Annotated in this window: 14 protein-coding genes; 4 read left to right on the top strand and 10 right to left on the bottom strand. The window is 60.3% G+C overall.

Features of this window, described 5'->3' with window-relative positions:
* The first annotated feature begins 42 nt into the window (after positions 1 to 42).
* Together AC3A5O_RS06130 and AC3A5O_RS06125 are read left to right on the top strand one after the other, a co-directional pair.
* On the top strand, positions 43 to 1,191 hold the full coding sequence (locus AC3A5O_RS06130) for an efflux RND transporter periplasmic adaptor subunit (protein WP_122569327.1): 1,149 nt from the start codon (positions 43 to 45) through the stop codon (positions 1,189 to 1,191).
* Positions 1,192 to 1,204: 13 nt separating this feature from the next.
* Positions 1,205 to 4,231: a multidrug efflux RND transporter permease subunit gene (locus AC3A5O_RS06125; RefSeq protein ID WP_122569328.1), complete on the top strand. Its 3,027-nt coding sequence runs from the start codon at positions 1,205 to 1,207 to the stop codon at positions 4,229 to 4,231.
* A gap of 209 nt (positions 4,232 to 4,440) precedes the next feature.
* Here AC3A5O_RS06125 and AC3A5O_RS06120 read toward each other — a convergent pair whose 3' ends face one another.
* The 5 genes from AC3A5O_RS06120 to colR all read right to left on the bottom strand — a co-directional run bounded on the left by AC3A5O_RS06120 (position 4,441) and on the right by colR (position 8,119).
* Complete coding sequence (locus tag AC3A5O_RS06120; protein ID WP_122569329.1) at positions 4,441 to 4,668, bottom strand: hypothetical protein; 228 nt, start codon at positions 4,666 to 4,668, stop codon at positions 4,441 to 4,443.
* Positions 4,669 to 4,670: 2 nt separating this feature from the next.
* On the bottom strand, positions 4,671 to 5,381 hold the full coding sequence (locus AC3A5O_RS06115; RefSeq protein ID WP_122569330.1) for a lipopolysaccharide kinase InaA family protein: 711 nt from the start codon (positions 5,379 to 5,381) through the stop codon (positions 4,671 to 4,673).
* A gap of 4 nt (positions 5,382 to 5,385) precedes the next feature.
* Positions 5,386 to 6,054, bottom strand: coding sequence for a class I SAM-dependent methyltransferase (locus AC3A5O_RS06110; RefSeq protein ID WP_487752948.1), 669 nt, complete (start codon positions 6,052 to 6,054; stop codon positions 5,386 to 5,388).
* A 114-nt stretch (positions 6,055 to 6,168) separates the two neighbouring features.
* Positions 6,169 to 7,446: a sensor histidine kinase gene (locus AC3A5O_RS06105; protein ID WP_122569332.1), complete on the bottom strand. Its 1,278-nt coding sequence runs from the start codon at positions 7,444 to 7,446 to the stop codon at positions 6,169 to 6,171.
* Positions 7,436 to 8,119 carry a two-component system response regulator ColR gene (gene colR, locus AC3A5O_RS06100; protein WP_024779529.1) on the bottom strand — a complete coding sequence of 228 codons (684 nt, stop codon included), beginning with the start codon at positions 8,117 to 8,119 and terminating at the stop codon, positions 7,436 to 7,438. Before colR ends, AC3A5O_RS06105 begins: the two co-directional genes overlap by 11 nt.
* Positions 8,120 to 8,448: 329 nt before the next feature.
* Between colR and AC3A5O_RS06095 the strand changes: the two genes are divergently transcribed.
* Positions 8,449 to 9,192, top strand: coding sequence for a phosphatase PAP2 family protein (locus AC3A5O_RS06095; RefSeq protein ID WP_487752947.1), 744 nt, complete (start codon positions 8,449 to 8,451; stop codon positions 9,190 to 9,192).
* 211 nt (positions 9,193 to 9,403) lie between these two features.
* Here the strand turns inward: AC3A5O_RS06095 and groL are convergent, their stop codons facing one another.
* The 4 genes from groL to AC3A5O_RS06075 form a co-directional block, all read right to left on the bottom strand.
* Positions 9,404 to 11,047 (bottom strand): chaperonin GroEL, encoded by a 1,644-nt coding sequence (groL, locus tag AC3A5O_RS06090; protein ID WP_053124505.1) that lies wholly within the window; start codon positions 11,045 to 11,047, stop codon positions 9,404 to 9,406.
* A 49-nt stretch (positions 11,048 to 11,096) separates the two neighbouring features.
* Positions 11,097 to 11,390: a co-chaperone GroES gene (locus tag AC3A5O_RS06085; RefSeq protein WP_024619193.1), complete on the bottom strand. Its 294-nt coding sequence runs from the start codon at positions 11,388 to 11,390 to the stop codon at positions 11,097 to 11,099.
* Between the two features lie 244 nt (positions 11,391 to 11,634).
* Positions 11,635 to 12,111 carry an FxsA family protein gene (locus tag AC3A5O_RS06080; RefSeq protein ID WP_305468200.1) on the bottom strand — a complete coding sequence of 159 codons (477 nt, stop codon included), beginning with the start codon at positions 12,109 to 12,111 and terminating at the stop codon, positions 11,635 to 11,637.
* A gap of 66 nt (positions 12,112 to 12,177) precedes the next feature.
* Positions 12,178 to 12,909, bottom strand: a complete 732-nt coding sequence (locus AC3A5O_RS06075) for a HugZ family pyridoxamine 5'-phosphate oxidase (RefSeq protein WP_487752946.1) — start codon at positions 12,907 to 12,909, stop codon at positions 12,178 to 12,180.
* Positions 12,910 to 13,073: 164 nt separating this feature from the next.
* Here AC3A5O_RS06075 and AC3A5O_RS06070 point away from each other — a divergent pair, with 164 nt between their 5' ends.
* The gene (locus AC3A5O_RS06070) at positions 13,074 to 13,832 is read left to right on the top strand and encodes an SDR family oxidoreductase (protein ID WP_122569336.1); all 759 of its coding nucleotides are present in this window, start codon (positions 13,074 to 13,076) and stop codon (positions 13,830 to 13,832) included.
* Between the two features lie 157 nt (positions 13,833 to 13,989).
* Here AC3A5O_RS06070 and apbC read toward each other — a convergent pair whose 3' ends face one another.
* Positions 13,990 to 15,084 carry an iron-sulfur cluster carrier protein ApbC gene (gene apbC, locus AC3A5O_RS06065; RefSeq protein WP_487752945.1) on the bottom strand — a complete coding sequence of 365 codons (1,095 nt, stop codon included), beginning with the start codon at positions 15,082 to 15,084 and terminating at the stop codon, positions 13,990 to 13,992.
* Between the last annotated feature and the right edge of the window lie 71 nt (positions 15,085 to 15,155).

The following is a 15,155-nucleotide window of genomic DNA, read 5'->3' as shown; positions in this document are numbered from 1 at the left end:
CTATCTGTATTTTCTCTCAGCTCTTTTCCAAGGAAGTGGAACATGCTGCGACGCCGCATGCTGATCATGTTGGGTGTTGTCCTGCTGGTGGTGCTGTTGCTCGCCGGCTACAAGGCCTTCTCCGTTTACCAGCAGATCCAGTCGTTCTCTGCGCCAAAACCGCCGGTCAGCGTCGCCGTGGCCACGGCCGCCCAGCAACCCTGGCAAGCTCGCCTGCCCACCGTTGGCAGCCTCAAGGCGCTACAAGGCGTGGACCTGAGCCTGGAAATCGCCGGGACCGTGCAGAAAGTGCAGTTCCAGTCGGGCCAAAAGGTCAAGGCCGGCCAGCCGCTCCTGCAACTGGACAGCGAAGTCGAAAGCGCCCTGCTGGAAACCGCCGAGGCCGACCTGGGCCTGTCACAACTGGATTTCGGTCGCGGCCGACAACTGGTGGGCAGCCAGGCGATCTCCAAAGGCGAATTCGACCGGCTCTCGGCGCAATTGAAGAAGAACCAGGCCACGGTCAATCAGCTCAAGGCGTCGCTGGCCAAGAAACACATCCTGGCGCCGTTCAGCGGCACCATCGGCATTCGCCAGGTGGATGTCGGCGACTACCTGGCCAGCGGCACGGTGATCGCCACCCTGCAGGACCTGAGCAGCCTGTACGTGGACTTCTACGTGCCTGAACAAACCGTGCCCCGGCTCGCCATTGCCCTGCCAGTCAACGTCAGCGTCTCGGCCTATCCCGGGCAGACCTTCGTCGGCACCATCAGCGCGATCAACCCCAAGGTCGAGGACAGCACCCGCAACGTCCTGGTACGCGCCACCCTGGCCAACCCCGACGGCAAGCTGCTGCCCGGCATGTTCGCCAACCTGCAGGTGATCCTGCCGGACGTGGCCGCCGGAATCGTCGTGCCGGAAAGCGCCGTGACCTACACCCTCTACGGCAACTCCATGTACGTGGTGACGCAAAAGAAAGCCGCCGACGGCACGGTCGAGAAGGACGACAAGGGCCAGCCGGTCCTGATCGCCGAACGGCGCTTCGTTGAAACCGGCGAGCGACGCGACGGGCAGGTGCTGGTTGCCAAAGGCGTGCAGAGCGGCGAACAAGTCGTGATCGCCGGCCAGATCAAGCTCGATAACGGTACGCCGATCGCCATCAGCGACGACAAGACCCTGACCGAACAGAACAGCCCGCCGCGCGCGGACTGATCAAGGAACCCCCATGGCTTTTACCGATCCGTTCATCCGCCGTCCGGTGCTCGCCACCGTGGTCAGCCTGTTGATCGTGCTGCTGGGCTTCCAGGCCTGGAGCAAGCTGCCCCTGCGTCAGTATCCACAAATGGAAAACGCCCTGATCACGGTGACCACCGCCTACCCCGGGGCCAACGCCGAAACCATCCAGGGCTACATCACCCAACCGATGCAGCAGAGCCTGGCCAGTGCCGAGGGCATCGACTACATGACCTCGGTCAGTCGCCAGAATTTCTCGGTGATTTCGGTCTATGCCCGCATCGGCTCCAACAGCGACCGGCTCTTTACCGAACTGCTGGCCAAGGCCAACGAGGTCAAGAACCAGTTGCCCCAGGACGCCGAGGACCCGGTCCTCAGCCGTGAGGCCGCCGATGCCTCGGCCCTGATGTACATCAGCTTCTTCAGCAAGGAACTGAACAACCCGCAGATCACCGACTACCTGTCACGGGTGATCCAGCCCAAGCTGGCGACACTGCCCGGCATGGCCGAGGCGGAGATCCTCGGCAACCAGGTCTTCGCCATGCGCTTGTGGCTGGACCCAGTCAAGCTCGCCGGCTTCGGACTGACCGCCGCCGACGTGACCAATGCCGTGCGCCAGCACAACTTCCTTTCCGCCGCCGGTGAAGTGAAAGGCGAGTATGTGGTCACCAGCATCAACGCCAACACCGAACTCAAGTCCGCCGAAGCCTTCGCCGCAATCCCGCTCAAGACCGACGGCGACAGCCGCGTGTTGCTGCGGGACGTGGCTCGCGTGGAAATGGGTGCCGAGAACTACGACACCATCAGTTCCTTCGGTGGCACGCCCTCGGTGTACATCGGGATCAAGGCTACGCCAGGCGCGAACCCGCTCGATGTGATCAAGGAAGTTCGCAAGATCATGCCGGAGATGGAGGCCCAGCTCCCGACCAACCTCAAGGCCGAGATCGCCTACGACGCCACCCTGTTCATCCAGGCGTCCATCGACGAAGTGGTGAAAACCCTGTTCGAGGCGGTGCTGATCGTCATCGTCGTGGTGTTCCTGTTCCTCGGCGCCCTGCGTTCGGTGGTCATCCCGGTGGTGACTATCCCGCTGTCGATGATCGGCGTGATGTTCTTCATGCAGTTGATGGGCTACTCGATGAACCTCCTGACGCTGCTGGCCATGGTGCTCGCCATCGGCCTGGTGGTGGACGACGCCATCGTGGTGGTGGAGAACATTCACCGGCACATCGAGGAAGGCAAGACCCCGTTCGACGCCGCAATAGAAGGTGCCCGGGAAATCGCCATGCCGGTGGTCTCGATGACCATCACCCTGGCGGCGGTGTATGCACCGATCGGCCTGCTCGAAGGCCTGACGGGCGCCTTGTTCAAGGAGTTCGCCTTGACCCTGGCCGGTGCGGTGGTGATCTCCGGGATCGTCGCCCTGACCCTGTCGCCCATGATGTGCGCCCTGCTCCTGCGCCACGACGAGAACCCCTCGGGGTTGGCCCATCGGCTGGACATGCTCTTCGAACGCTTGAAGAGCCGTTACCAGCGCATGCTCCATGGCACGCTCAATACACGGCCGGTGGTGCTGGTGTTCGCGGTGATCGTACTGCTGCTGATCCCGGTGCTGGTCATGTTCAGCAAGTCCGAACTGGCCCCCGACGAGGACCAGGGCATCATCTTCATGATGGCCAACGCCCCGCAGCCCACCAACCTCGACTACCTGAACACCTATACCGATCACTTCATCACCATTTTCAAGGAGTTCCCGGAGTACTACTCCTCGTTCCAGATCAATGGCTATAACGGCGTGCAATCGGGCATCGGCGGCTTCCTGCTCAAGCCCTGGAACGAACGCGACCGTACCCAGATGGAAATCCTGCCCGAGGTCCAGGCCAAGCTGGAAAGCGTGCCTGGCCTGCAGATATTCGGTTTCAACCTGCCCTCGTTACCGGGCACCGGCGAAGGCTTGCCGTTCGCGTTCGTCATCAACTCACCGAAGGAGTATGCGACGCTGCTGGAGGTTGCCGACCGGGTCAAAAAGCGCGCATTGGAATCCGGCAAGTTCGCCTTCATGGACATTGACCTGGCGTTCGACAAGCCGGAAGTCGTGGTGGATATCGATCGCGCCAAGGCCGCCCAGATGGGTGTTTCCATGCAAGACCTGGGCGGTACCCTGGCGACGCTGCTGGGCGAATCGGAGATCAACCGCTTCACCCTCGAGGGCCGCAGCTACAAGGTCATTGCCCAGGTCGAACGGCCGTTCCGGGACAACCCCGACTGGTTGAACAACTACTACGTGAAAAATGCCAAGGGTGAATCGTTACCGCTGTCGACGCTGATCACGGTCAGCGACCGGGCGCGACCGCGACAGCTGAACCAGTTCCAGCAGCTCAATGCGGTGACGATTTCAGGCTTTCCCATCGTGAGCATGGGCGAGGCCATCGAGACCGTCCGCCAGATCGCCCGAGAGGAAGCACCGGTGGGGTTCGCCTTCGATTACGCCGGGGCTTCGCGCCAATTCGTTCAGGAAGGCAGCGCGTTGTGGGTGACCTTTGCCCTGGCCCTGGCGATTATCTTCCTGGTGCTGGCCGCGCAGTTCGAAAGTTTCCGGGACCCGCTGGTGATCCTGGTGACCGTGCCGCTGTCCATCTGCGGTGCCCTGATTCCGCTGTTCCTCGGCTGGTCGAGCATGAACATCTATACCCAGGTGGGCCTGGTAACGTTGATCGGCTTGATCAGCAAGCACGGGATCCTGATTGTCGAGTTCGCCAACCAGTTGCGCAGGGAACAGAACCTGTCGCCGCGCGAAGCCGTGGAACAAGCCGCGTCGATTCGTCTGCGACCGGTGCTGATGACCACCGCGGCGATGGTGTTCGGCATGGTGCCGCTCATCCTCGCCACTGGCGCCGGGGCAGTGAGCCGCTTCGACATCGGCATGGTGATCGCCACGGGCATGTCGATTGGCACCTTGTTCACACTGTTTGTGTTGCCTTGCGTCTACACGCTGCTGGCCAAGCCGGACAAGGCCTGAAGTGGATACCTGTGGCGAGGGGTACTGTGGGAGCAAGGCTTGCCCGCGATGAAGGCGATGCGGTCTTCCAGGAATCGAGGCGACTGTTTCGCGAGCAAGCTTTGCCCCCACAATCCAAAGGGGATAAGTCCCCTCGCCACAAGGGTTGATCTGACAGTCCAAAAAATAAAGACCTCACAAGGGAGGCCTTTATTTTGATTTCAGGGCTTTCAACTCTGCGGCCTCATCCCTTGGGACAGGCTGAACATGAACAGTAGCAGATCATCGTCCGGTCGGATCGCCTCGCTGGCCTTTGCCACACGCGGCAGCGGACAATGCGCACCCGCATTGGAAGCACTGAGGATCTGCGAGCGTGGCTGTTCCCATACAGCCACCGCCATCGATGTAACTGCCAGGGCTCCGACTAAAAACAAACCTCTAGCAATTTCTAGTTTCATGACTATAAACCTTTGATAGCGCTGCCAAACGCCGCCTCATAAAAGTAGACGAGTTTTTTCCAATCGGCATCGCTGAACGACGAATGGCGCCGCAGCTGTTTCAGGTCATGGGAAGCCGCACGCCGGGCAGTCAGGCGCTGGCGACACTTTTCAAAATCGAGCAAAGCCACTTCAGCCTTGGCCGCCTCTCCCTCTCCGGTCACACGCACAAAGACGTGCTTGATGTAGATACAGCCATGTTGCCAACGGCCCTTGTGCATCCGCGCCAGTGTTTCAGCCAGTGTCAGGAGAATTTGATCATGCACCGCTTCGCCATGGCGCTCGCGGCCACCTGCGGCATACCAGTGCTCGATCTCTTCAAAACCTTCCAGCGCCTGGGTCACCAGCAGCGCACGCCACTTGTGGACCGGGTCCCGCTGGGCGCCACAGAAAATAAGCTGGGGGACGCGGACATCCAGCCGGGTCAATGCCAGCAGTGCATCTTGCTCACGAAGCACGGTCGGTCGACCGAACGGGTGCAGCCAGCTGCGATAAATATGTCCGGTCTGACGCTTGGCATAAAGCAGCTTGCCGTCCTTGTCCTTGATCCGTTGCACACCGCTTTCACCGCCGCGACGCACATTAGGCTCTTCCACCCACTCACCCTGTTGACTCCAGAAATGTTCGAAGTCACCGGGGGGAATCATTGATGCTTCTATTGCCTGCACACCCATGCCTTTACCTCTTGCGTAATACATAAACTCGCCACATGGCATAGAGCGGTAGGAAATCCAGTCGTTCCTGAATGCGAAACCCGGCCTGCCGAAACTCCTCTTCTACTGTATCAGTCGGTAACACAAATCGATTCTGGTAGTCTTTCTGCCCACGGGTGCGCTCCAGGCGCTTGCGTTTCCAGGCCTTGAAATTGCCATCGACCCACAATGAAACGATCACGCTGTCACGACTGACACGCTCGAATTCCTTCAGAATCGCCAGTCGATGCGCGGGTTCACCGATGTGATGCAACAGGCGCATACAAAAAATGCTGTCGACGGCGTTATCAGGTAAGGCGATGTCGAACGCAGAAGTGTGCAAGGGCCGTACCCGTTTTACGACATCCGTCGGTTGAGCCTCCAACGCGGTATTGAGCATGGCTTCGGAATTGTCCGCGCCGATGATGACCCGGTTCGGTTTTTCGGCCAACAAGGACCAGAAGCGCCCGGCACCGCAGGGCAGGTCCAGAACCAGACCGGGGTCTCCGACGAGTGTCAATGCACGTCGGGCCAATTGTTGGTCTCGCTGGTTGGAAAGACGGCGACTCAAGCCGCGGCGATGCTTGTGAAAATATTCCCTGGCGTGCTGCTCGTCGTATTTTTCGGAAAAATCCAGCTTGATGGGTTTGGACATTAGCGGGGCCTCAATGACTGATCGGCCCCACCTTATGAATCGGAATGTCATGCCTTTGTGAAAATTAAGTCAGGTAAACGCTCCAATGTTTACAAGACTTTTCGGTCCGGAGGCCTAGCCCCTCGGATTCAATTCCACCTCGAAGTGGCAACCATTGGGCTCCATCGTACTGAGGCTGACGGTCCAAGCCTGGTTCTCGCAAATGCGCTGTACCAGGGACAAGCCCAGCCCCAGACCCTCACCGCGTTTTTCATTACCGCGCACAAACGGCTCGAACATCGCCTCGCGTTTTTCCTCAGGAATACCCACGCCGCTGTCCTCGACCACAAATCCGGTGGTGGTCAGTGAAAGGCGGATGAAGCCCTGATCGGTGTAGTGCAGGGCGTTGCGCAACAGATTGCCCATCACCGCCGTCAGGAACGTGGCGTTATACAGGGTGTCGACAGTTTGCCCGGGCTCGAAGATCAACGTCAGGCCTTTGGATTCGATGGGCCCGCGCCACACGCCGAGGAGGTTCTCGGCCACCTGCCCCAGGGTCAGCCGCGGCGACATGCCGTTGTCTTCACGTTCGGACCTGGCGAGCATCAGGAAAGTCTGCACCAGCTCACGCATCTCTTCACTGGCCCGATTGATGCGTTCGACCTGGGTACGACCGCGCGGGTCCAGCGCCGGGTTTTCCAGCAGCAACTCGCAAGAGGTCGCCAGGACCATCAACGGTGTGCGCAACTCGTGGCTCACGTCGCTGGTAAACAACCGCTCGCGGGTCAGGGCCTGGCGCAAGCGCCCCAGTGTGGCATCGAACGCCACGGCCAGCTCACCCACCTCATCGGCAGCATAATCCGGAGCCAACGGCGGCGCGAGGCCGAGGAGCTGGTCGCGATGGCGCACTTGCCGGGCCAGGCGAACCACCGGCGCCATCACCCGGCGTGCCAGGACCCAGCCCAAAAATACCGCCAGCGCCAGGCTGAGCACGAAACCAACCAGCACCACGGCAAACAGCACCCGTTCGCGCTCTTCGAAGTCGCTCTGGTCTTGCAGCAATACGTAGTGCCGGCCGTCAACGATCTCGACCATGGCGTGATAGGACAATTGCTCGCGAAACACCTCGTGGAAACCGCGCTCCAGATGGCGTAAATCCTTGGGCAACTCGAAGTCTCCCGGACCACCACTGAAATAAAACAATTGGTCAGGTTCCGGCCGGTGGTTCCAGTCCGAGACGCTGTCCATCAACAACAGGCGTTGCAGATCGCCGCCAAGCCCGGCGGAAATCAATTTCTCTTCAACCAAATGGACGGTCGCCACGATACCCATGGCGAACGCGCCAGCCACCAATGCGCTCATCAGCGCAAACGCGATGATGATCCGTTGGGCAAGGCTCTGCTTAAACTCCATCGCGGCCCTCGGCCAGGCGATAGCCGACGCCATGCACGGTGTGCAACAACGGTTTTTCGAACGGTTTGTCGATCACCTGGCGCAGTTGATGGACGTGGCTGCGCAAGCTGTCGCTGTCCGGGCAATCGTCACCCCATAACGCTTCTTCAAGGATTTCGCGGCGCAACACGTGGGGACTTTTCTGCATCAGTACCGCCAGCAGCTTCAGGCCCACGGGGTTGAGCTTGAGCAGCTTGCCTTCACGGGTCACTTCCAGGGTATCGAGGTCGTAGCTCAGGTCGCCGACCTGCAAGGCACGGCGGCCACCGCCCTGGGCCCGACGCATGACGGCTTCGATCCGCGCCGCCAGTTCCGACAGGGCAAACGGTTTGATCAGGTAGTCATCGGCCCCGGACTTGAAGCCCTGCAGGCGATCGTCCAACTGATCCCGGGCGGTGAGCATGATCACCGGCGTATCGCGCCGGGCGTCTTCGCGCAGACGCTTGCACAAGGTGTAGCCGTCGATGCCCGGCAGCATGATATCGAGCACGATCAGGTCGTAGTGTTCGGTCGCCGCCAGGTGCAACCCCGACAAACCGTCCTGGGCACAATCAACGGTGTAGCCCTTGAGCCCCAGGTAATCGGCCAGGTTGGCCAGGATATCGCGGTTGTCTTCGACCAATAGAATTCGCATGGGCACCTCTGCGTACACAGTTAACGGCTGGCTTGGCCCGCGCAGCTTACGGCCAAGCGTTGCTCACGGCTAGGGTTGTATCAGCTGTGGCAGCGCGTGGTCCCTTGTGGGAGCGAGCTTGCTCGCGATAGCGGTGGGTCAGTCCCATCAATATTGGATGTGCCGACGCTTTCGCGAGCAAGCTCGCTCCCACAAAAGGCAAGTGCACCCAGGAACTGGACTGCGCGGGTATTGACGAGTTTTTCACCCAACATTCACACCGCCCGAACGCAACGCAGACCAGACTGCGCAACGCGCTGATTACGAAAACTTCCATCAAAGGTATTGCCATGGTCTCCACCGCCATCCGCCCCGCTTCCAGACCGCTGAACTTATGGATTGCCTTGGGCCTGCCTGCCGTTGTCGCGGTCATTCTGGTACTGCTGGAACTGACCACCCTGGACATGGACCTGGCCAAGCTGTTTTACGACCCGATGGCGGGTGGCTTTATCGGTCGGCACAGTTTTTTTCTGGAGGACATCCTCCACGATCGAGCCAAAGAGGTGGTGATCGTGTTCTCCGTGCTGGCGATCCTCGGCTTCATCGGTACGTTTTTCATCGCCCGGCTCAAACCGTTCAAGCGGGAACTGGGCTGCCTGGTGTTGTCCCTGGCACTGGCGACGTCCTTCGTCACGCCGATGAAAGCCGTGACGGCGGTCCAATGCCCCTGGAGCCTGAAGGAATTCGGCGGCCAGGAAACCTACAGTGAGCTGCTCAGCCCACGCCCGGCCACAGATAAACCCGGCCGATGCTGGCCCGGCGGCCACGCGGCCACCGGGTTCACGCTGTTTGCGCTGTTCTTCGTCCTGCGCGATCGCCGCCCGCGCCTGGCCCGCCGGGCCTTGATACTCGCCTTCACGCTGGGCACGGTGTTTTCCCTGGGGCGGATGATGCAAGGGGCGCACTTCTTTTCCCATAACGTGTGGACGGCGGTGTTCTGTTGGCTGATTTGCCTGGGGTGTTACTACTACATCCTGTACCGACCAGCTTCTACATCTGAGCGTGTGGCCATCACCCATCCCGCCAATGCCTGAAAGCCCCCGTACAAACCCTGTGGGAGCAAAGCTTGCTCGCGATTGCGAGGGCAGCGTCAGCATCCGGGCAAGCTGACCCACTGCGATCGCGAGCAAGCTTTGCTCCCACAGAGACAGATGGGTGCAGCTTCAAGCCTGAGATAAATCCAAGGCAATAAAAAACCCCGCTTGCTTTCGCAGGCGGGGTTTTCGCTACAGGGGTAAGGCTGGCTTACATCATGCCGCCCATGCCACCCATGCCGCCCATGTCTGGCATACCGCCGCCAGCTGGAGCGTCTTCCTTGATTTCAGCGATCATCGCCTCGGTGGTGATCATCAGGCTGGCAATCGACGAAGCCGCTTGCAGAGCCGAACGAGTCACTTTGGCCGGGTCCAGGATACCCATTTCGATCATGTCGCCGTATTCGCCGGTCGCAGCGTTGTAACCGTAGTTACCCGAACCCTGCTTGACCTTGTCGACCACAACGCTTGGCTCGTCACCGGAGTTGGCAACGATCTGGCGCAGCGGAGCTTCTACAGCGCGACGCAGCAACTGGATGCCCACGTTCTGGTCATCGTTGTCGCCTTTGAGTTCGCTGATGGCTTGCAGGGCACGTACCAGTGCCACGCCGCCGCCAGGTACCACGCCTTCTTCAACGGCTGCGCGGGTCGCGTGCAGGGCGTCTTCAACGCGGGCTTTCTTCTCTTTCATTTCAACTTCGGAACCAGCGCCAACCTTGATCACAGCAACGCCGCCGGACAGCTTGGCCAGGCGCTCTTGCAGTTTTTCACGGTCGTAGTCGGACGAAGTCTCGGCCACTTGTGCGCGGATCTGGGTCACGCGAGCCTGGATGTCAGCCTCGACGCCGGCACCGTCGATCACGGTGGTGTTTTCCTTGGACAGGATCACGCGCTTGGCGTTACCCAGGTGCTCCAGGGTGGTGCTTTCCAGGCTCAGGCCGATCTCTTCGGAGATAACGGTACCGCCGGTCAGTACGGCGATGTCCTGCAGCATGGCCTTGCGACGGTCGCCGAAGCCTGGAGCCTTGACGGCTGCGACTTTAACGATGCCACGCATGTTGTTCACAACCAGGGTCGCCAGGGCTTCGCCTTCAACGTCTTCAGCCACGATCAGCAGTGGGCGGCCGGCTTTGGCAACGGCTTCCAGCACGGGCAGCATTTCGCGGATGTTCGAGATCTTCTTGTCAACCAGCAGGATCAGCGGGCCGTCGAGCTCGGCGGTCATGGTGTCTGGCTTGTTGACGAAGTACGGGGACAGGTAGCCACGGTCGAACTGCATGCCTTCAACAACCGACAGTTCGTTTTCCAGGCCCGAGCCTTCTTCAACGGTGATCACGCCTTCTTTGCCGACTTTTTCCATGGCTTCGGCAATGATGTCGCCGATGGAGTTGTCGGAGTTGGCCGAGATGGTGCCGACCTGAGCGATTGCCTTGGTGTCAGCGCATGGCTTGGACAGGGCTTTCAACTCTTTGACGATGGCGATGGTCGCCTTGTCGATACCGCGCTTGAGGTCCATCGGGTTCATGCCGGCAGCGACGGCTTTCAGGCCTTCGTTGACGATAGACTGAGCCAGTACGGTCGCGGTGGTGGTGCCGTCACCGGCGTCATCGTTGGCACGGGAGGCAACGTCTTTGACCAGTTGCGCGCCCATGTTTTCGAAGCGATCCTTGAGCTCGATTTCTTTGGCTACGGAAACGCCGTCCTTGGTGATGGTCGGAGCGCCGAAGCTCTTCTCGATGATCACGTTACGGCCTTTCGGGCCCAGGGTCGCTTTTACTGCGTCAGCCAGGACGTTGACACCGGCGAGCATTTTCTTGCGGGCGGAATCGCCGAATTTAACTTCTTTAGCAGCCATGATCGATATTCCTTAAATACTTTGTAGTCGCGGAAAAATGAGCGGGGAATCAGCCTTCGACAACAGCGAGGATTTCGCTCTCGCCGATAACCAGCAGGTCTTCGCCATCAACTTTCACAGTGTTGCTACCGGAGTAAGGGCCGAAAACAACCTTGTCACCCACTTTCACGGACAGCGCACGTACTTCACCGTTTTCCAGTGCTTTACCTGGGCCTACAGCGAGGACTTCACCCTGGTTTGGCTTTTCAGCAGCCGAACCTGGCAGGACGATACCGCCAGCGGTTTTCTTTTCTTCTTCGCTGCGACGGACGACGACGCGGTCATGCAGAGGACGAAGCTTCATTGTCGATCTCTCCTAATTGTGGTTTTCATCGGCCGGTGTAGTCCCGGCGGGTTTAACGAATCCGGCGGTGCCGGGTGCGGTTCGTCAAGCGAACCGCGGAAGTCTGTCCAGTGTTGCCACCGGAAACCTTGCGGTGACCCATACATAAGGGCGCACAAGCCGATTACAAGGGCCGGGTATGAAATTTTTTACTTCACGCAGCCAGAAACGAACACGGCACCGGAAGGTGCCGTGTCGCTGGTTTTTACCGAGGGTCGCGGTGTTCGAACTCGCCTTCGATCACGTTGGGCTCGCGCCCTACAGGCTCACGCGGAGTCGGACCGCCACGGGATTGCAGGTCATCGGCGAAGGCGCGCTGACGCATCGCCTGCTCTTCGGCGCGCTGACGCATTTTATTGGCCAGCAACCGACGGGTGAACGGCAACAGCATGACCAGGCCCAGCACGTCGCTGATAAAGCCGGGCAGGATCAACAGGCCGCCACCCAGGGCCAGCATCAGGCCTTCAAGCATGGTCTGGGCGGGCAGCTCGCCACGGTTCAGGCTTTCACGGGCACGCAGTGCCGTGGCGAGGCCGGCGATGCGCAGCACGAACACGCCGAGCATCGAGCCGAGAATGACCAGCAACAGCGCCGGGAAAAACCCGATCGCACCGCTGACTTTGACGAATACGAACAGCTCCAACACCGGGAACAGCAGAAAGAGCAACAAAAAAGGGCGCATCAAATGGTTCCTCAACGCAAGAATGCCTTGCTATGAAACCTTAAATGACGTCGCCCTTTCGTGAATTCAAGCATCAGCCACGGTATTTTTCGGCCATTGCTCGGCGTGAGCCAGATAAACCAAGGCTTCGCGCACTTGTGTCGGGGTGTTGCAGGGCGTCGCAAACGCCAGCCAGTGCAGGCCCTGGCCAATGCGCAGGTGCATGCCCTCGCTGTCGATGCCCACCAGTTGCGCCGGTTCGCTTTTCGACAGGCCGGCCAGCTCCACGTAATGAGCGATGGCTTTGGCGTGATCGGCATTCATGTGCTCGATCATGCTGGCTTCGGCTTTGCCGGCGAAGGGGTTGGCCAGGGTGAGCTGGTCGATCCAGTGAATGGCGCCAAAGCCGCCGATGTAGCGATGGCGCACCGGCTCGAGCACCCAGAAATCGAAATCATGGGCTTTGTGATAGTTCTGCGAGTCAGGGAAATAGCGGTAATAACGCTCGGCGGCCGCCTCGGTGGCGGCGTTGTCTTCGAGTTTCCGGGCTTCGGCCAGGTAGGTCAGGCGCCCCACGGCCTGCACGTCCTCGGCACCGCGCTCGCCCACCAGCATCGAACACTTGGGGTCTTTTTGCAGATTGTGAGTGTGCTGGGCGATACGGCTGATCAGGATCAGCGGCTGGCCTTGTGCGTCCAGGCAATACGGCACCACGGAGCCGAACGGAAAACCTGGCATGGACTTGGAATGAGTGGAAAGCATTCCACGGTATTCCTTGAGCAGCAGTTCCCGGGCATGCTTGGCAGCTTCAACGCTCAATTTATGACTCCTTTTATTAAATTCGTCTAGAAAACGGTCAGGCGACTGGAGTAATGTTCCGACATACCTAGGGGACAGTTCTCGTGTGCAGTCGGGCTACACCGTCGCAAATCGAGAGGCCTCCCAACAGGTCCCCTCCACCGCTGCGCCATCTGGACATGAGAATGCAACTCACTGACAAAGTAATCATTATCACCGGCGGTTGCCAGGGCCTGGGCCGCTCCATGGCCGAGTATTTCGCGGACAAAGGCGCCAAGCTCGCGCTGGTGGACCTCAATCAGGAAAAACTCGACCAGGCGGTTGCCGCCTGCGCAGCCAAGGGCGTCGAGGCGCGTGCCTACCTGTGCAACGTCGCCAATGAAGAACAAGTAACCGACATGGTTGCCCGGGTGGCCGAGGACTTCGGCGCGATCCACGGGTTGATCAACAACGCCGGGATCCTGCGCGACGGCCTGCTGCTCAAGGTCAAGGACGGCGAAATGACCAAGATGAGCCTGGCCCAGTGGCAGGCGGTGATCGACGTCAACCTCACCGGTGTGTTCCTGTGCACCCGTGAAGTGGCGGCGAAAATGGTCGAACTGAAGAACAGCGGCGCCATCATCAATATCTCGTCGATTTCCCGAGCCGGCAATGTCGGCCAAACCAACTACTCGGCCGCCAAGGCTGGCGTGGCCGCTGCCACTGTGACCTGGGCCAAGGAGCTGGCGCGCTACGGCATCCGTGTCGCCGGCATCGCCCCGGGCTTCATCGAAACCGAGATGACCCTGAGCATGAAACCCGAGGCCCTGGAGAAAATGACCTCGGGGATTCCGCTCAAGCGCATGGGCAAGCCGGAGGAGATTGCTCATTCGGCGGCGTATATCTTCGAGAACGACTACTACACCGGTCGGATTCTGGAGATGGATGGTGGGTTGCGCATCTAGACCCAGCGCCCCCCCGTGTGGGAGCGAGCCTGTGGGAGCACAGCTTGCTCGCGATAGCGGTTTTAAAACCAACAGATGTGTTGTAGGTGACGCCGTCATCGCGAGCAAGCTGTGCTCCCACAGGCTCGCTCCCACAGTGGATTGGGTTACGGCCTGATCAATCGTCGCTGACGGTGATGTTCGGCATCGCCGTTGATGCAGCCTCCTGCAACACGATCCGCGCGCCCACGTGGCGGGCAAGTTCCTGATAGACCATGGCGATCTGGCTGGCCGGCTCAGCGATGACGGTTGGCTTGCCGCCGTCGGCCTGTTCGCGGATCACCATCGACAGCGGTAGCGAAGCCAGCAATTCGACGCCGTACTGGGTCGCCAGTTTTTCCCCGCCACCTTCGCCGAACAGGTGCTCGGCATGTCCGCAATTGGAGCAGATGTGCACGGCCATGTTCTCCACCACGCCCAGCACCGGGATGTTCACCTTGCGGAACATCTCCACGCCCTTGCGCGCGTCCAACAGGGCCAGGTCCTGAGGGGTGGTGACGATCACCGCGCCGGCCACCGGGACTTTCTGCGCCAGGGTCAGCTGGATGTCGCCAGTGCCCGGCGGCATGTCGATCACCAGGTAATCCAGGTCGCCCCACGCGGTTTGCGTGACCAGTTGCAGCAAGGCCCCGGAAACCATCGGCCCGCGCCAGACCATCGGCGTGTTGTCGTCGGTCAGGAAGGCCATGGACATGACTTCCACGCCATGGGATTGCAGCGGCACGAACCACTTCTGGTCCTTGATCTGCGGCCGGGTGCCCTCGGCGATCCCGAACATGATGCCCTGGCTCGGACCGTAGATGTCCGCGTCGAGAATCCCGACCTTCGCCCCTTCACGGGCCAGGGCCAGGGCCAGGTTGGCGGCGGTGGTGGACTTGCCCACGCCGCCCTTGCCCGAGGCCACGGCGATCACATTCTTGACATTGGCCAGCCCCGGCACCTGCGCCTGGGCCTTATGCGCGGCGATCACGCTGGTGACTTGGACCGTCGCGGCTGTCACGCCGTCCAGGCCTTCGATCGCCATTTTCAGCATCTGCGCCCAGCCGCTCTTGAACAGGTCGGCGGCGTAGCCGATCTCCAACTGAACATTGACGCGATCGCCCTGGATATCGATGGCGCGCACGCATCCGGCGCTGACCGGATCCTGGTTCAGGTAGGGGTCGGTGTACTGGCGAAGGACGGTTTCCACCGCTGCGCGGTTGACGGCGCTCATGGGCAACTCCGATAGCAAGACTTGAAAACAGGCCGCTATCCTACGCCCCGCGCTCCCGCGTGGCGACCCGA

Source organism: Pseudomonas sp. Soil_N_39, from assembly GCF_057655955.1.
The sequence above is the reverse complement of the archived record's forward strand: the minus strand, read 5'-3'. Positions and strand labels throughout refer to the sequence as shown.